This is a genomic window from Herminiimonas contaminans, assembly GCF_015645465.1.
Classification (GTDB): domain Bacteria; phylum Pseudomonadota; class Gammaproteobacteria; order Burkholderiales; family Burkholderiaceae_D; genus Oxalicibacterium; species Oxalicibacterium contaminans.
The window spans coordinates 62,506-80,691 of sequence record NZ_JADOEL010000009.1 but is presented as its reverse complement, the minus strand read 5'-3'; the positions used below and the strand labels follow the sequence as shown (position 1 = coordinate 80,691).

General features: G+C 55.1%; 14 protein-coding genes and 1 other RNA gene. 2 read left to right on the top strand and 13 right to left on the bottom strand.

What is annotated here, in order from left to right; all coding sequences use genetic code 11:
• Window positions 1-3: 3 nt before the first annotated feature.
• From IXC47_RS12105 to IXC47_RS12045, 13 genes are all read right to left on the bottom strand, one after another.
• Window positions 4-1,080 carry a glycosyltransferase family A protein gene (locus tag IXC47_RS12105; protein WP_195875786.1) on the bottom strand — a complete coding sequence of 359 codons (1,077 nt, stop codon included), beginning with the start codon at window positions 1,078-1,080 and terminating at the stop codon, window positions 4-6.
• 12 nt (window positions 1,081-1,092) lie between these two features.
• Window positions 1,093-2,112 carry a polysaccharide pyruvyl transferase family protein gene (locus IXC47_RS12100; RefSeq protein ID WP_195875785.1) on the bottom strand — a complete coding sequence of 340 codons (1,020 nt, stop codon included), beginning with the start codon at window positions 2,110-2,112 and terminating at the stop codon, window positions 1,093-1,095.
• A 16-nt stretch (window positions 2,113-2,128) separates the two neighbouring features.
• Window positions 2,129-3,031: a chain length determinant protein tyrosine kinase EpsG gene (epsG, locus tag IXC47_RS12095; protein WP_175626185.1), complete on the bottom strand. Its 903-nt coding sequence runs from the start codon at window positions 3,029-3,031 to the stop codon at window positions 2,129-2,131.
• 44 nt (window positions 3,032-3,075) lie between these two features.
• Window positions 3,076-4,479, bottom strand: a complete 1,404-nt coding sequence (gene epsF / locus IXC47_RS12090; RefSeq protein ID WP_175626184.1) for a chain length determinant protein EpsF — start codon at window positions 4,477-4,479, stop codon at window positions 3,076-3,078.
• Window positions 4,480-4,492: 13 nt separating this feature from the next.
• Complete coding sequence (gene epsE, locus IXC47_RS12085; RefSeq protein ID WP_195875784.1) at window positions 4,493-5,281, bottom strand: polysaccharide export protein EpsE; 789 nt, start codon at window positions 5,279-5,281, stop codon at window positions 4,493-4,495.
• Window positions 5,282-5,317: 36 nt separating this feature from the next.
• Complete coding sequence (locus IXC47_RS12080) at window positions 5,318-6,721, bottom strand: undecaprenyl-phosphate glucose phosphotransferase (protein WP_175626182.1); 1,404 nt, start codon at window positions 6,719-6,721, stop codon at window positions 5,318-5,320.
• Window positions 6,711-7,940 carry an XrtB/PEP-CTERM-associated polysaccharide biosynthesis outer membrane protein EpsL gene (gene epsL, locus IXC47_RS12075; protein ID WP_230089528.1) on the bottom strand — a complete coding sequence of 410 codons (1,230 nt, stop codon included), beginning with the start codon at window positions 7,938-7,940 and terminating at the stop codon, window positions 6,711-6,713. Before epsL ends, IXC47_RS12080 begins: the two co-directional genes overlap by 11 nt.
• A gap of 681 nt (window positions 7,941-8,621) precedes the next feature.
• Entirely contained in the window at window positions 8,622-9,080 is a 459-nt protein-coding gene (locus tag IXC47_RS12070; RefSeq protein WP_175626181.1) for an EVE domain-containing protein, read from the bottom strand.
• A 153-nt stretch (window positions 9,081-9,233) separates the two neighbouring features.
• A non-coding RNA gene (gene ssrS, locus IXC47_RS12065) (6S RNA) lies at window positions 9,234-9,413 on the bottom strand.
• A 37-nt stretch (window positions 9,414-9,450) separates the two neighbouring features.
• Window positions 9,451-9,762, bottom strand: coding sequence for a cell division protein ZapA (locus tag IXC47_RS12060; RefSeq protein ID WP_175626180.1), 312 nt, complete (start codon window positions 9,760-9,762; stop codon window positions 9,451-9,453).
• Entirely contained in the window at window positions 9,759-9,974 is a 216-nt protein-coding gene (locus tag IXC47_RS12055) for a DUF904 domain-containing protein (protein ID WP_175626179.1), read from the bottom strand. Before IXC47_RS12055 ends, IXC47_RS12060 begins: the two co-directional genes overlap by 4 nt.
• A gap of 157 nt (window positions 9,975-10,131) precedes the next feature.
• Entirely contained in the window at window positions 10,132-13,437 is a 3,306-nt protein-coding gene (locus IXC47_RS12050) for a UvrD-helicase domain-containing protein (protein WP_230089527.1), read from the bottom strand.
• Window positions 13,437-16,124: a PD-(D/E)XK nuclease family protein gene (locus tag IXC47_RS12045; RefSeq protein ID WP_195875783.1), complete on the bottom strand. Its 2,688-nt coding sequence runs from the start codon at window positions 16,122-16,124 to the stop codon at window positions 13,437-13,439. The genes IXC47_RS12050 and IXC47_RS12045 overlap by 1 nt, the downstream gene beginning before the upstream one ends.
• 286 nt (window positions 16,125-16,410) lie before the next feature.
• Here IXC47_RS12045 and trxA point away from each other — a divergent pair, with 286 nt between their 5' ends.
• On the top strand, window positions 16,411-16,737 hold the full coding sequence (gene trxA / locus IXC47_RS12040; RefSeq protein WP_012078487.1) for a thioredoxin TrxA: 327 nt from the start codon (window positions 16,411-16,413) through the stop codon (window positions 16,735-16,737).
• A 108-nt stretch (window positions 16,738-16,845) separates the two neighbouring features.
• Window positions 16,846-18,111 (top strand): transcription termination factor Rho, encoded by a 1,266-nt coding sequence (gene rho / locus IXC47_RS12035; RefSeq protein ID WP_124574812.1) that lies wholly within the window; start codon window positions 16,846-16,848, stop codon window positions 18,109-18,111.
• The last annotated feature ends 75 nt before the right edge of the window (window positions 18,112-18,186 follow it).

Sequence of the window (18,186 nt, the reverse complement as noted above, 5' to 3'; positions counted from 1 at the left end):
GACTTAAGCAGCCAGTTCCCCGGCCACACTCATGCTGCCCTTGCCAGGGAAACGGCGGATCAGCCAGGAGCGGATAGCATTCCACTCCCCGGTCTCAGGTGCGTTGCGCGACTGGAACTGGAAGTAACGCCATAGCAAGGCGGCATCCTGTCGTGTCGATGCCGCTTTACGGAAGATCAGTTCGCGTTCCAGCTCCTCCGACGCACCGAGGCCGCGGCGCAGGGTATACGCCATCTGCTCGAACTCATCGGAGAAATCGGTCCTGCCGTTAACATCAAACAAAATCCCGCCGTGATTGCAGAACGGTGCCGGATCAAAGTAAGGCAAGTCATGCATGATGCAGAACGAGCGCGTCAGGTAACGCGAGATATCCAGCGACACCTCGACCTGTTCACGAAAGCGCGTCGCGCTGACATTGCTGCCGTGCCAGCGATACTGGATTAGCTGCGACGGCACATTGGTGCACTTGCCGAGTATCGCCAGCTGGCCGAACATGAAGTAATCCTCGGCCAGGCTATTCACCTGTAAGCGCTTGTCGGCAGGCATGACTTTCAGGAAGTCGGAGCCGTAACGCACACCCAGCTTTTGTACCGCGGCGAAATCCATCATCGCGGCCGGATGCGTAATCGGATTACGGAAAAAGCTGGCGGCTGCCACGCGTTGGCGACCGACCGGCATCTTGATATTGCCGCCGACCTCACCCGCGCCATTGATTACTGACGATTGTCCGCTGATGGCGACGCAATCCGGCTGTCGTTTGAAAGCCGCCAGCACGATCTCCATGCGGTCAACGAAGCAGACGTCATCGGCATCGTGGCGCATCACATATTTGCAATCGCTGATCTCCAGGCCGCAGTTCAGCAAGCCAGCCAGGCCTTCAGCTTGCGGGAAGCTGTGCACTTTTATGCGTGGATCGCGTCGGTGGTAGTCTTCAGCCAGCTCCAGGCTGCCATCGGTAGAACCGTGGTCCAGTACCAGCACGCGCCAATCCTTGAAAGTCTGCATGCAGATACTGTCCAGCGATGCCGCCAGATAATCGATGCCGTTCTTCACCGGCAGTAATACATCTATCGTTGCCACAATAATTCTCCCTTAAATGATGGCCGCCAATTGCGCGACATCTGCGATTCGTGTTGTCCGTGGCTGAGTGGGCTGCGTCTGTGCCTGAGCCAGCGTCACCAACTCACTACGCTGCGTCCACGCCGCGACATAGCGGGAATTTTTGCCATAGCTGTTATCAAGGACGATGTTGGGCCGATTCAGCAGGCAGGCGAGGATGTGGCCGTGCAGGCGATCCGTCACGATGAATTCATGACGGGCAAACAAACGCGCCGCATCCTTGACCAGTCGTGCCGAGTAGGCGATCCACAAGCGCACCAGGATGCGATTCGCAGCGCGCCCCATGCCACGGCGGTAAAAACCACCCAGTCCGCGGCGGAACAGATTGATATGTTCTTCACGCTCACCTACGAACTCCGGCCAGTCGGTGACGGTGTCGATATTCAGCTCAGCCATATCGATGTGCACACCACCTTCATCATCGACGCGACTGATGCGCAAGCCATGCTGCGACGGGCGCTTGTTGCCAGACCGTAGCGGATAGAGCTGATGCGCCATATCCGGCAACAGATAGACGTGATCGCTGAAGGCTTGCGCCATCTGTAGCGAAACTTCGTCACGTACACAGAGGTGTACATCCGGATGGCTGCGGAATACTTCGGCGGAAGCAGCCTGCTCGGCGGCTGAAGAGAAATGCAGCGATTGCGGCAGCACAATGATGCGATTGTGCGGATGCGACATGACAATGTCTTCCCGCAACTGCTGGAAACACGGATACAGGTCGCCGAAATTACCACCGCCATGGAATACGATCACATCACCCTCGTCTATCCACTCCGGGTCATAGGCATCGTATGGCGCGATCAGCTTGGGCGACAATCCATGCTTGCGGAAGAAAGCCAGCGTGCCATGCATGATCAGCAAATCGCCGACATTGCCATGCGTCGGGATATCGACATAATGGAAAGGCGCATCGCCTATCAGCTCCAGCAATACTTCATGCCGTTGCATCAATTCCCTGCATAGCTGTTTGTGATTCTTCGGACTGGCCATGTCATCTCATTCAAATTTAATATTCATTCATGACAGCGCCGACCACCAGCACGCCGCTATGCTTCATCGAATCGACCAGGTTGCCGATCGCACCGACATGACTGTTGTCCTTGCGCGCCACCACCAGTGCCGCACCGGCACGGGCGGCCGCAGTCTGGCCATCGGCATAGTCATAATCCGGCGGAGTATCGATCAGGATCACATCGAACTCGGTGCTGAAGTCGCGCAGCATTTGCGGGAAAGCACCTCGCCCCAGCAACTCCTGCGGATTCGGCGGCAACACCCCGCTAGGCAAGACCGACAAATCCATCAACGCTTCTATGCGCTGCACATCGGTCGCGGCGTTACGTCCGGACAGGATGCCGGACAAGCCGCTGCGATTTTCGATACCGAATAATTTGTGCTGGCGCGGTCTGCGCATATCGGCATCGATCAGCAAGGTGCGCTGCCCCAACTGTGAAAACAATACCGCCAGGTTGGCCGCGATATAGCTGCGCCCATCACCACGCTCAGCGCTGGTAATCGCCAATGCCGAGCGCTGTGCACCGGCACCAAACCAGCGCATCACCAGTTGGCTACGCAAGGCGCGCAAGGCTTCGACCTGTTTGCTGAATGGGTCATAGGCAGCAATGACTTCTTCGCTGACGCTGCTTTCACCGCGGCGCAAGTAGGGATAGGCAAACTGGCTGGACAGCGCAAAATCGATATCGGCGGCTGTCAACAAACCCAGCGCGACGCCGGTTTCACCGAAGCGCTGCCGGTATTTATGCTGCTCGCGCAGGATGAGTTCGGTATCACCGGCAGTGAGACGGCCACTCTTGATGAGGATGCTGCCCATCTGGTTGGCGGTGCTCAGAGGACGTGTCTCGCGATAATGCAGTGTGGCGGCATCCTGTATCTGCGTTGCGTTTCTGATCATGATGTTTCCTATCTAAAATGTGCGCTGTGCTGTCGCTTATGGCGTCAGGCAGGCAGCGCCGGTGCTGCAGGGCCCAGGCGCGGAGGATTTCTCTTGCCCAGCTTTTTGGTTTTTTCGATCACGCCTATCAAAGGCAAATCGAAGATGCGCGTCAGGTCTTCCGGTGAACGCACACGGTGATCCAGCAATTCCATCGCGATCGCCGCACCCACACCCAGCATCAGGCCCACCACCAGTGCGACCAGCAAGTTGAGCATGAGACGCGGACTGGCCGGGCTGCGCGGTGGCGTTGCGGCGGTCAGTACCGAGATATCGGATTGTGTGGACTGGCCTTCCAGGCTGGTCTGGGTCAGGCGTTGCGATGCGGTCTCGTACGCTTTCTTGGCGTTTTCCATTTCATTCGCCAGCACGCTCAGTTCATCGCGTGCACCGTTCAGTGCCAGTACTTTCTTCTTCTGTGCATCCAGCGCCGCGCGGATCTCCGCTTCACGCTGCTGCGCGATTCTTGCGTTGTTCACGACACCGCTGGAAGCCAGCCCTATCTGCTGGTTCAGGTTGGCACGCAACTGATCCACTTCTGATTTGGCGGCGATGTATTGCGGGTGGTTGATGTTGAGCTTTTTCGAGGTATCTGCGAACTTGGCTTCTGCCTCCGACAGACGCGACTTCAGCGTCTGTATCAAAGGATTGGACAAAACATCCGGCGAATCCCCGGCATTGCGCTTGACCTGTTGCTGGCGCGAAGTCGCATCCATCGCCTGCCCTTGCGCTACCACCAGCTGGCTCGACAATTCATTCAGGCGTGAGGTTTCCACGTCCAGCTTGTTGTCGCTGCTGAAGATGTTGTTCTTTTGCTGGTAGGCCGACATGCGGTTTTGCGCATCCTCAAAGCGATCACGCAGAACCTTGATTTGCTCATTGATGTAGCCGCTGGCCTTTTGTGCCGGTGCGACTTTCAGGTCGACACTGACTTGCTGGTAAGCCGCAGCGAAGGCATTCGCCACTTTGGCGACGTAATCAGCGTCATCCCCTTTGAAGCTGATGTTCAACACACTGCTTTCACGTGCTGGCTCTACCGTCAGATTGCTGCGCAAGCCATCGGCCAGCCAGTCCTGTATCGTGCCGTGGCCCGGGTCCAGGCGCGCATAGCGTTCCTTGACGGCAGGATTATCTGCCAGCTTCAGATCGTCGATGACCTTCATCGCGACCACTTTGCTGTTGACGATATCGACCTGGGTCGGCATATAGCCTGGCGTTAGTTGCGCTGGCACATTCAGGCCGGTAACCGGATCAACACCTTTGTTGTTCAGCACCAGTGCGGTCGTTGCCTTGTAGGTCTTGGACATCACCAGGCTGACCACGAAGGCGGATGCCAGCGTCAGTGCCAGCAACAACACGATAATTTTGTAACGCGCACGCAGGGTGCGCAGGATTTGGCTGATAGTCATAGTCGCCCCCCGCTCAGAACAGGCTTTCTTTTACATAGACGATGTCGTCCGGCTTGAGTAAATCGTCATGTTTGACGCTCATGATTTGCAGCACGCCATTCGCATCACGTCGCTTGATGCGTACGCCGCGTTCGGTACCGCGTGGGCTCAGGCCGCCGCCGGTAGACAAGGCTTGCAGCACCATCATGTTGCGTTCCAGCTTGTAGGAGCCTGGCTTCTGTACTTCGCCGTAGATGTAGAAACGCGGTGCACGCTCGACGAATACCTGGTCACCGGCTACCAGCTCGCGGTTCTTGCTCGGGTCACCGGAGCGCACCAGTTCCAGCAGATCTATGGTTTCCTTGCTGGTTTTGCCATCGCGGGTATGCGTGAGGATCACGGTATCGGCCGCTTCTTCATTCGCACCGCCCGCCATCGCCAGCACATCGGTCAGGCTGCGCTTGCCATCAACCGGGTAACGCCCGGGCTTGTTGACCTGTCCCAGCACCGATACCTGCTGGCTCTGCATCTCGGTCACCATCAGGTTGACCTGTGGGTTGCGGATGAAACCACCTTTATCCAGCAGGTCGGCGATTTTCTTTTCCGCCTGGTTGGATGAGAGACCGCCGACTTTGACTTCACCGACCAGCGGGAATGAAATGCTGCCCGCTTCGCTGACACGTGTCTCCACTGTCAGGTCGCTGTTACCGAATACCGTGATCTTCACCACGTCACCGGCACCCAGCGGCACATCGGCCGCCTGCACCCAGCTACCTACGGTAACCATCAGAATCGCCAACATTGCTTGTCTTATTTTTTTCATGCTTCACTCCATTTGCTTCGTATTCAGTTGTCGGTATCAATAGGCGTTGTCACGCATCAGCACGACCTTGAAGGTGCGCAGGATGATCCATAGGTCTAGCGCCAACGACCAGCGCTTGAGGTAGTCGAGGTCATAGGCGATGCGCGCTTCCATCTTGTCCAGCGTGTCGGTCTCACCGCGCAAGCCATTCACCTGCGCCCAGCCGGTAATGCCGGGACGTACTTTGTGGCGCAGCATGTAACCCTTGATTTGCTTGCGGTATAGCTCGTTGTGCGCGACTGCATGTGGGCGGGGTCCGACTATGCTCATACGGCCCTGCAGGACATTGAAGAATTGTGGCAACTCATCCAGTGAAGTCTTGCGCAGGAACGCACCTATGCGCGTGATGCGCTGATCATCCTTGGTCGCCTGCACCACACGCGCACCGTCTTCACACACCGTCATAGAGCGGAATTTGTAGACGATGATTTCTTCGCCATCGAGGCCGTAACGGCGCTGGCGGAAGATCACAGGGCCTGGCGAGGTGGCTTTGATCGCAATCGCGATGCCCAGCATCACCGGCAGCAGCATGAGCTGGATGATCGAGGCCAGCACGATGTCGCTGCCGCGCTTGATCATGCTGTTAATGCCTGTGAACGGCGACTCGCAGATCGCGACCACCGGCAAACCGGCCACACTATCGAAACGCGCCTGTATCAGGTCAAACACATATATGTCCGGCAAGAAGTAAATCGATGCCGTAGTGTCCTGCAATTCATTCAGCAACTTGCGTATGCGCGGCTGTGCCGAGATAGGCTGGCTGATGAAGATGGTGTTGATATTGTTTTGCCGCACGTAAGCCGGAATATCTGACATGCTGCCGAGCAAAGGTACGCGCTGCTCCTCCGGCTGACGCGAAATATCGCGGTCGTCAAAGAAGCCGCTGACTTCCATGCGCAGATCCGGATTTTCATCGACACGCTCGGCCAGCTTCACGCTCAACTCATTAACGCCGACCAGCACCACCGAACGTATGCCGGTACGACGCAATCCGGAGCTGGCCTTCTGCAGAACGATCTGGCCGAGCAACAGAACCGGCGGCGTCAGCAGTAGCCACAGCACGACAGCCTGTTGCGCAAACAAGACCGACAGACCAGCCACATAGCCGAAGAACAGCAAGAGCACGCTGACCAGGCTCCAGGTCAGCAGGATGGCTTTGAGTTTGCTGAGGAAGTTATTCGAAGCCGCATCCCGCCACGGATCACTCCAGCTGAATACCGTCGAGCTGATAAAGAAAGTCAGTATAGCCAGCACTACATGCTGCGCACTGAAACCCTGACCTATCAGCACGCTCATCAGATAGAGCAAGCCGATCGCAATCAGCGGATCAAGCAGGCGGCGATAAAAATTCCGCGCGGGTATATCCGCCGGATATTTGATTTGGCTGATGTCAGAATTCATAGCGTGTACTGATATGAGCACCATCGGTACTGTAGGACGCCGATGGAATATTCGAATCCAGGGTGGTGCGGAACACCGCTGCGCGTATGCGCCAATGCGAAGTCGGCTTGTAAGTCACGCCGAGCAAGGCGTTGCGGTAGTCATCAGAACGATTCAGCGGGTCCAGTCCCTGTACCACTGACACGCCGTTGTAACTGCGCCTCTCTGTCATTACCAGGCCATCAACGCTGATTTTGCTGGTCGCATCCCAGGTCGACGCCAGGCTTACACCCTGGTTACGCGCATAGTTGGCGGCCAGATTGTCGGTCGCACCCAGCTCACGCCACGCAGCGAGCGAAACGGCGGTCTTGTTGGTCGCCTTCCAGTAAGCAGTCAGGCGTGCACTCGGCACGCCCGAATCGCGCTGCGGATTGATTGCATATTCACGCTTGGAATAGCCGCCGAGGAATTGCAGCATGGTCTTGCCGGTGACTTGCCAGTCGACCTTGGCCTTCACTTCATTCTGCGTATAGGAGTTGATGTCGGCATAGGTGTAGTCACCTTCGATGTGACGCAAAACCATGCCAACCTTATTGCCACTGCGCGCCAGGTAGTCGACGCCGACATCAGTGATGTCCAGTGTGCGTTCGGACGGCTTCTGTATTTCCAGGTCGTAGCCCAAGTCATAGTGACTATAAGCAGCGTTCAGTGCCCAGCTCGGATGGAAACGCCACGAACCATCGACGTAGGTCTTGGTCTGCGTTTGTATGCTGCGTTGCAGACTACGGAAGTCATCAAAAGAAGTCAGGCCTTCTGCATAGTTAACACCAGCGTTACCGGAAAACTGGTTGCCCAACGCCCATTTCCAGTTGGCGATAAGGTCTTTACCCGTGTTATTAAATTGGTTGAAGCGATCGTAATCAGCGCGATAGACAGAGGCATCGGCGGTCAATTTCTGTCGGCCTATATCCTTATCCATGCGTATCCCTACCGCAGCGCGCGTCCAGCGATCTGATAGCTGCGCCCCACTCTGTCGCACGATATCCGATTGCCGCAACAGATTGGAATCGTAGTAAATACCGTAGCTGGCATAAGGGGTAAAGGTATCGCCACTGACCGGATCTGCAGCAAATACCGGCAGACTCGCCATCGTGGCGAGCAGCAGCAAGGCCGATCTCAGGCCAACTTCCTTGCGGCGCGCAAGAACGGCGCGCTCATGCATCACAAGTATGTTCATCATTAATCTGCCAGCGCCTGGATTGCCAACACCTGAATCACTGCAGTCACACTTAAGTCACGCATGCTGTGTGTATATGAAATCAACGACACCATCATTTTTTCCACCATTCTTCAATAAGGCCCCGATGAAGGAAGCAAACATGCACACAGATAAGAGCGCGAGTGAGAAACTTTTTTATTTCAAATTGCGCTCGAACAAAAATTTTCTGCAGCAATAAATTCGTGTCATTTTGTCTATACAAAGAGCTGGTTAAGAGAGGGGGCTCGTGATTTAGTTCCACGCCATGCGCGCAGATAAATACGAGATATTCCTCTCCTGAATTGAGAAAAAATAATGAAAGGAAACGCTTGATGTCCGTGCGTAAGGACGAGAGGAATGAGTTTGTAAAAATTACGCGCAATGCCTGCACATCTTGCGTGGTCAACGTACGTAACTGCTCAAAAAAGAGGCAGATCAGCGTATTTGAACTTTTTACCGTATAAGGACATGCGAAAAAATTACATGCTCGCTGTCATTAAATATTCATAAAAATGTTAAATATTTTTTGTAACATAGGCGCACTTCATCAACATAATTTTCCATTGCAGAAAATTTCCCGACGCAAAAAACAGGGGATGAAGAGGCAAAGATGCGCAGGCAATATTCCGCCTGCACAAGATGAAGAGAATTAACTGCCCGGAATCAGGCCAATTGTTTGCAGATGAAATTCCATTCATCCGCTGTGACAGGTGTAATCGACAGGCGGCTGCCACGCTGCAGGAGCACCATGCCACTCAATTCCGGCATAGTGCGCATTTCGGCCAGTGACAGCAGGCGGGTCTTTTTCTTGATACGGACGTCGACCATCATCCAGCGCGGCGTTTCCTGCGTCGCTTTCGGATCGTAGTAGTGGCTGTCCGGCTCAAACTGGGTATGGTCGGGATAGGCGGTGCTGGCGACTTCGGCCAGGCCGACGATGCCGGGTTCGGCGCAACTGGAGTGGTAGAACAGGACGCCGTCACCTACCTGCATGGTGTCGCGCATGAAGTTGCGCGCCTGGTAGTTACGCACGCCGGTCCAGGCCACGGTACGTTTGGGAGCGGACCATGCATCGTCGATGCTGACTTCGCTCGGTTCGGATTTCATGAGCCAATAGCGCATAAGCTGTTTGCCTGAAAGGTTGGATATACCGGGGAATTATAAAACCAAAGAGACCACCATATCGTCCGGTGATGCTGCAGCAGATGCCCGCTCTTGTCCAAAACGACGGCGGAAATAAAAAACGGCTGCATTTGCATGCAACCGTTCCAGTATTCAAGTCCCGCCTGTGCCGCTTTGCCGGCATCCTGAACCAAGAGGTTCAAGTTGGCCACAGTTAGTTCAACTTCGGGTTCATCGGACTAGCGACGCGCACTCCCATCGAACAAAATTCCGCAGCCGCTGCGCATAAATGGTTCAAGGATTTTATGGCAATGGCGAACACGGCAGGAGCGCTTAGTTTACTCCAATCGCAGGACAAGGAAAAGAAATCTTAGAAAAGATTTTCTTGTGGCGCCAATGCTGTATCCAGCGTTTCGTGCATTGCAGCGATTTTTTGCTTGACCTCGGACATCGACATCTCGGACAAAGGGCCACTTGGCGATTTTGTCGCCAAAAGCTCTGCAGCAATTCCGAGTGCAGCCATGACAGCGATACGGTCGTTACCCTTCAGTTTGCCGGCATCGCGGATCGCCGACATCTTGCCGTCCAGATACGCAACCGCTTCCTGCAACGCGCCTTCTTCGCCTTCCTTGCAAGCCAGCTTATAAGGCTGCCCCATGATGGATACGTCGAGCTGGATCATGCGGTCTCCTCATCTTGTTCTTGTGTCGGGATTTTTGCGAGCAGTGCAGCAACGCGTTCGTGCGCTTCCTGCATGCGGCGCGTCAATTCGGCATTTTCGGCTGCCAGAGCCGCCGATTTGATGCGCAAATCCGCATTTTCGCTACGTAGCGACTGGGTCAAATCAGCCAGCTGGCTGATCTTTGCAGAAAGATTGTGAAAGTCTGTAATCATCTCGCCACTATAGTAGTGCAGAGGAATGACCGTCAATAGATAGCACTATCGGCCGTCGGTTTTCCGCTGCAAGGTTTAAATTTATCGATTAGCGGTCAGCGATAGGACTAGCTCGCTTGCCAAAATTACACGCCACGCAATGCATGCACGGCATGCGTCATATTACCTCAGTCAGCTTGCCATCCACCGTGATCAGTGCGGTACGGATGTTCAGGCCGGGGAAGACATCCTGTGCTGCAATGCGATAACGCGCCAGCTGCGCAGTGTACGCCGCCCGCTCGCTATCGAACAAATTGCGTTTGTAATCCAATATCCACAACTCATCGTCAAACATCACCACGCGGTCAAAACGCGCAACTCCGGCATTGCTGACAATTTCCATCTCATTGCGCGCAAAACGATACTGCGCCGGATCGAAGAAGCGACTTAATTCAGGCTGCCCCAATATCGCCTCAGCCTGCACCCGCACTACTTCCGCCATCTCGCGTGTGCACGGCAGCCATTTCGCGACAGCTGCTGCATCGTAGCGCTGTATCGGCCAGTGCTGGGTCAGGCGCTCCATCAGCGCATGCAGGGCTATGCCCTCTTCTATCTCGGCGCTACTGAATGCTTCCGGCAGCTCGGTCTGTGGCAAGGGCATGGCAGGTGGACTGAAGATCGCCAACTGGAATTCCTGTTCCAAAGCGACATCCAACACCTGCTCCTGCTGCTCCAGCTCGACTTCCTGGGCGCCCTGGAAGCGCGCATACCAGCAACCCTCAGCCATACCACTCTCCGAGCCACTGCGCGCATCTGCCACACCGCTGACTATTAATAGCTTCTTGGCGCGCGTGGTCGCTACATATAAGAGGTTCCAGTCTTCCTGGGTTTTCAGCTGTTCTTCTTCTGCGAACAAATAATCACGCGCCGCACCACGTTCAGCCTGGCGCCCGAATACCGAGAAGTGATTTGGCGCATCTGCTTCCTGCTTCCACTCGCACAGCACGCCGTAATCATCACGCGCCGGATCGCTGTGGTTGGCGTCCAGCAAAACCACGATGTCGGCTTCCAGCCCTTTCGCGCCGTGTATAGTCAGGATGCGTGCTGCATCCAGCGCAGCGTCGATATCGGCTTCATCCGGCGCATCGCTTTCGGCCGACTTTTGCAGGCGACGCAAGGCATCGATGAACTTAGGCAAGCTCGGATAACGTCCGGCATCCAGGTTCAGCGCCAGCTCGGTAAAAGCTTCGATATTACCCAGCACTTGCCCGCGCACCAACGGCGATGCCGAGAGCGCATAACGTGCGACCACATCACCTTCATGCAGGATGCGATCAAGCAAATCATGCACCGGCAAACGCGCGGCCAGCTCCAGCCATTTTTCCAATAGCTGTACTGCGCGCTGTAGCACTGGTGTATTCAATTCGGCCTGATGCAAACGGCTCCACCAGGTTTTCTCGCTACGCAAGGCCAGTGCGATCAGGTCGTTATCGGTTGCACCCATGATGGGCGACTTGAGTACATGCGCCAGCGCGAGATTGTCATGTGGCGTAATCAGGAAAGTCAGCAAGGCGATCAAGTCGGCCACTTCCAGCGATTCCAGCAAACCACCGCGCCGGTCTGATGCAAACGGGATACGGGCTTCACGCAACGCACGCTCGTAAGCACCCAGATGGGTACGCTTCTTTACCAGCAACATTACATCCGACCACTGCGCTCCTTTGTTTAAGGTACGCGCCCGCAGGATGGCTTGCGCTACCGCACGCCCTTCTTCCAGACGGCGCGCATCTTCCTCTTCCTCGCGCGGCTCGGTCAACGGATCGCGCATATCGGCTGGCGTCCAGCTGGTCTTCGCAGTCTTTTCCTGCTGCACCAGCGGCAACTGCCACACTGCGCCTTCGTTGGCCGACAGGGTAGTCTGTGGCGTATAAATAGGATTGCCGCGGAAGCTGTCGTTCAACACTTCAACGATGCCGCGTGCATTACGTCGCGTTTGATTGGTACGCAGGAAGTCTGCACCTTGCGCCACCAGCACGGTGCGTGCAGCAGAAAACACGCGCGGCTCGGCACGACGGAAGCGATAAATCGATTGCTTGGGATCACCGACCACAAACATGCTGGGCTTGTCGCTATCGTCGCCATACGCATTCAGCCAGGCCTGGACTATGCTCCACTGCAGCGGATTGGTATCCTGGAATTCATCCAGCAACACATGTTTGTAACGTGCATCAAGGCGACTCTGCAAATAAGCCGCGTGTTCTTCATTCGTTAACAGGCGATAAGCTTGCCATTCCAGATCGGCGAAATCGAATACCCGTTGCTCAGCTTTGACTGCCTGATAGATCTCCAGATAGGCAGCACCCACAATAAACAAGGAACGATTCAGCGCGATGACTTTGGGCTCCATGCTACGGCGCAGGATCTTCTTCAGCGCTTCGCCTGCGCTTTCAAACTCAACTTCAAATGCATAGACGCCGTCTTCACCCAGGTTATCGAGCAAGGCTTTGGTCAGGTTTTTGGTAGAGCGGTTTTTACGGAACTTGCCGCCGGCATCAAAAAACTCATTCATCAGTGCTTCAAAGTTTTCCAGTGCAGCACCAGCGCTGACGGCTTTCTCTATCGCCGTCGCTCTTTCCTGGTTAACAGCTGTGCCCTGCCCCAGCAACCAGGCTATCTGATTGATACGTCCCAGCAGCTTTTCATCCGACCACAAGGACAGGCGCGCATCGCTCACGCCATCGGCACCGCAAAGTTCTTCCAGCCACTGCAGCGGTTCACCGCCCTGCACCGAAGCCCACCACTCGGCGCGCTTGGCAATAAAGGAATTCAATAAGTTACGCGTGCTGAAGTCACCGACCTGACCATACAGGTCTATCAGTGCGTCCTTGACGTGTTGCTGGTCCTTTTCATTCACTTCCTGCATGAAGCGACTGTAAGCATCCGACAACAATTCGCCAGTCGCTTCTGTCAGGCTATAGCCATGCGGCACACCAGAAGCCAAAGGTGCGATCTGGATCAGGCGTGCAAACCAGCTATGGAAGGTGTCTATCGACAAGGCTTGCGGACTGCGCAAGACCTTTTCATACAATGCACGCGCCTGCGGCAAAGTCTCGGCCAGCGCATGCTCGGGGATACCGCGTTCGCGCAACAAGGCCAGTACTTCTGCATCCGGTTTCAGCGTCAGCTCGTGCAGCAACTGCATCAGGCGTTCGCGCATCTCTTGCGCGGCCTTGCGTGTAAAGGTAATCGCGAGGATAGCGGCTGGTTCGGTACCGGCCAGTAACAAACGCAGGACACGCGCTACCAGCAACCAGGTCTTGCCACTACCAGCACAGGCTTCCACCACCACCGAACGTGCAGGATCGCAGGCACGCGCGACGAAGTGCGCGGCATCGGCCTGTTCGCCATTGATTTCATAAGCACGCGGCACCATGCGTTGCTCCGGCATTGCTGCATCCTGAGTCATCTCATCCGGCCCGCGCATTACCATGCTCCCTTGCGGCAAAGTCCGCGCACATCACAGTACTGGCATACCGATTCCGGGCCAGTCGCAGGCAAAGGCGCATCATGCGCAATCGCACGCATGCTGTTGACGATCTGCGTGCTCAAGGTCTGCTGCCAGTTGTCATAGTCGGGTGATTCCACTTCCTTGATCTTGTCCTTGCTTGCTTCCAGCGGGATATACAACGCATTCTTCAGCGGCACATCCGACAGCAAACCGTAAAACGGTAATTGATGATCTTCGCCGTGCTTGAGTTTTTCCCGCAGCGCGGTCTGGTTGGTACTCTTGTAATCCAGCACCGCGCGTTCGCCTGCTTCATTCTCATCCATGCGATCGACGCGACCATGTAGGATGATTTCGCCATCATCCCAGCGCAGTACTTTTTCAAACTTTTCTTCACCCAGCACAAAATGCCAGCCTTGCGCTTCACGCTCGCTTAACCAATCCAGATAAGCGGGCATCGCTTTTTGCCAGCGCGCGTAATAGCCGAGAGCGGCAGCACTTTTATCGAGAGCCAGATTGAATACCTGGTCGGTGATCTCTTGCAGCAAAGCTGCACGCTCGGACTTTGCAACTTCGTGCAAACGGGCATGGAAGATCGCAAGAATCTGATGCAGCCAGTCGCCGTAATCTCGCTTCTCCGGCATATCCGATAACTCGTCGAGCCCGGACAAACCCAGCATGCGCGTGGCAAAGAATTGATAAGGACAAGCAACCAGGCTGTTGTAGCCGCTGGCAGAAAGCTTCTGCGGTCGCAACACGGCAGCATGCGGTGCGGGCATGCTCAGTGGTGCCGGTGTCAGGCTGCGCGGTGCGATCTCGACTCGATGCGTTGCGACTTCCGGCAAACCGGCACGCGCCAGACTTAGTTGCAAGCGCTCTATCCACGGGCTGACAGGATTCGGCTCGCCATTCTTATGTGCCTGCCATGACATCACGACCAGCTCATTCGACGACAGCAATTCGGTTACATCACGCAACTGCTGGCGCTGCCTGCTTTCACGTGTTGCCAGTCCTAGTTCACGTCGCACCACATTCGCAAAGAACAAAGTCTCACTCGGTTGCGACGGCAAATGTTCCGCATCTGCACCGACCAGCAAGACGGCATCGAAACTACGTAAGCGCGCACCGTTCAACGGCAGCATCACGACGCGCCGGTCGCGGTTTAATTGCACATAGGCAGTTGCTTCCAGTTGCAGATTGAGGAAGGCGCGCCATTCGGCAAATGAAAAGACGTGTCCGACTGCGGTGCAGTCCTGTTCTATATCCTGCAATAGCTGCAGCACTTGTGCACCGGCACCATCCGCCTGCAAGGCAGCTCGCATGCCGAGTGCATCCAGCGTCTGCTGACTGGCGGTGATCCAGTCACACAAGGTTTTACCTTTGCTGAAACCGGTCGCCTGTTGTGCCAGCAGCTTCACCATATTCTGTGCCGCAGGTATCGCGGTCAATGCATCGCCGACCGCATCCCAGCCACCCAGCACATTGGAGCGACGCAAAGCGAGTTCACTCGCCATGACCAGGTCAGCTTTATTGTCCGTATTCGCAAAAACAAACGGCGACTTCAGGAAGTCGAGCAAGGCGATGGTTTCAGCCCGCGCCGCCACCAGCTCCAGCCACGATGCGAGCGCAGCAGCAGCGCGCGTGGTCGATAGCTTCCAGCCGGTTTCATCGGCGACGATGACTTGTGCGCGTTCCAGCAGCGCGCGGATGCGACGTGCAACCACGCGATCCTGAGCGACGATGGCGAGATTCGTTTTACCCTGCTGCAGCCAGTCCAGTATGGTTTGTGCACCAGCCTTGGCTTCTGCTTCCAGGTTATGCGCCGCATATAAAGACAAACCCGCAGGTGTTGCCAATGGCAATTCGCTTATAGCGTGTGTGTCCTCATCCGCCAGCAACTCAGGCCAGGCAGCGGCATAAGTACTATTAATATGTTGCGCGTGCCAATCCAGCGTAATCGCAACCACTGGTCGATTGAGCTGATACGCATCGAGGAAAGCCTGCTCCAGCGCATCGGCTTCCACCGGGCTGATCCAGAACAATGGCAATTGCGCTTGCTCGGCGATACGCATCATTTGCGCAAAGCGATGCACGATCGCATCGCTGGCATCCAGCTGGGTTTTCCAGATAGTCCAGACCAGCTGCGTTTCATCTGATAACAAATTGCGCGCCACCGGTGACAATTGCTCCAGCGCCGCTTGCCAGCGCGCATCGGCCACATCGGTCGACACCTGCAACTCGGGCAGCATGGCTAGAGTCAACTCATCTGATAGGGCGAGCAGGATTTCTGCCAGCGGCAATAAATCTGTATTGCGGCGCGCGCTGAAGAGCTTCTTCAACCAGGCGTGCTGGCGCAGGTCGGCGTACAGCGACATCAGCCGCTCGCTAGGCGCAGTGGCACTGGCTCCGGTTTGCGGTGGTAACAGCCGTATATATTCACCCAGCGAAGTAATCGTCGGCGGGATGAAAGCCGCGCCCAGCTGCCGCCCCAATGCATTCTTTAATAGTTGTATATGCGCGAAAGTCGATACCACTACCCGCAATGAGGATAAATCCCGTACCGCAGACTGCTGCGCACCTGTTAACGCATCGCTTTGTAACAATGCACGTGCGGCATCGTCCCAAAAGGCAGCGGAAGGTGGAATTAATACAGTGCGAGGCGGCATTCAGGACTCTAGTGGGAAAATCAATGGAATCAGTAGTCAAAGACTATCCGGTTTTGCATTTTATGCGAGGAGAGTGAAATTTTTCGAGCAATGCCCCACTTTTTATAAAATAGGTTATGATTTGCCCAGACCCCGCCTGATCACCTCTGGTTATACCTTCAAAACTTGAATTAAATCGCAACGTCTCCATCTGAGTTTCAGTAAGCGGAGACGCTGCAGGCAGATACCAATTAGTAGGTGATGCCAAGGCGCAGATTTATCCTTTTCCCCTCAGACTGAGGCAAACATGAGCGAAAACATCAAACATATTACCGATGCATCTTTTGATACAGACGTATTGAAATCCGACAAACCAGTTCTGGTCGACTTCTGGGCAGAGTGGTGTGGTCCGTGCAAGATGATTGCACCTATCCTGGAAGACGTTGCCAAAGAGTACGCAGGCAAAATCCAGATCACGAAAATGGACGTTGATGCCAACCAGGCGATTCCGGCCAAATTCGGTATCCGCGGCATTCCTACACTGATCTTGTTCAAGAACGGTGCACCAGCTGCGCAAAAAGTCGGCGCACTGGCAAAAGGCCAATTGACCGCATTCATCGATAGCAACATCTGAAATAATTAAAAATGGCAGCGATGCGCCCGCATCGCTGCATGATTACCAACTTCACCGCGTCGTTCCCTCCCCCACCTTTTTATCTCCCATCCTGGGAAACTCAAACATATGCATTTATCTGAATTAAAGGCGTTACACGTCTCCGCACTGCTAGAAATGGCAATTAGCCTGGACATCGATAACGCTGCGCGCTTGCGCAAACAAGAACTGATGTTCGCGATTCTCAAGAAACGCGCGAAATCAGGAGAACAAATTTTTGGCGATGGCGCCCTCGAAGTATTGCCTGACGGCTTTGGCTTCCTGCGCTCGCCCGACGCCAGCTACATGGCGTCCACAGACGACATTTACATTTCGCCTTCGCAAATCCGCCGCTTCAATCTGCACACCGGCGATTCGATCGAAGGTGAAGTCCGCACACCGAAAGACGGTGAACGCTACTTTGCACTGGTCAAGGTAGATAAGGTCAACGGCGAATCGCCGGAAGCTTCGAAACACCGCATCCTGTTTGAAAACCTGACGCCGCTGCACCCGAACAAGCCATTGCTGCTTGAACGCGATATGCGCGGCGAAGAAAACATCACCGGCCGCATCATCGATCTGATCGCACCTATCGGTAAAGGTCAACGTGGCTTGCTGGTTGCATCGCCTAAATCCGGTAAATCCGTAATGCTGCAACACATCGCACACGCGATCACCACCAATCACCCTGAAGCAGTCATGATCGTGTTGCTGATCGACGAACGTCCGGAAGAAGTGACCGAGATGCAGCGTTCGGTGCGCGGCGAAGTCGTGGCATCGACCTTCGATGAACCAGCGACACGTCACGTACAAGTTGCGGAAATGGTGTTGGAAAAAGCCAAGCGCCTGGTCGAAATGAAAAAAGACGTCGTGATTCTGCTCGACTCCATCACTCGTCTGGCACGCGCCTACAACACCGTGATCCCTGCTTCCGGCAAGGTACTGACCGGTGGTGTTGATGCGAATGCACTGCAACGTCCTAAGCGCTTCTTCGGTGCTGCACGTAATGTCGAAGAAGGCGGCTCGCTGACCATCATCGCAACCGCGCTGATCGAAACCGGCAGCCGTATGGATGACGTGATCTACGAAGAATTCAAAGGTACCGGTAACATGGAGGTCCATCTCGAACGCCGTCTGGCCGAGAAGCGCGTCTACCCTGCCATCAACCTGAACAAATCCGGCACCCGCCGCGAAGAATTGCTGATCAAACCGGATCAACTGCAAAAGATCTGGGTCCTGCGCAAACTGTTGTACGGCATGGACGAGATCGAAGCGATGGAGTTCATCCTCGACAAGATGAAGGCGACCAAGAACAACGCCGAATTCTTCGACATGATGCGTCGCGGCAATTCCTGATCCTGCATCTGCTTTTCAGCTGGCACACAGCTGAAAACAAAAAGCCCGTTTTCATTTGTAGTGAAAACGGGCTTT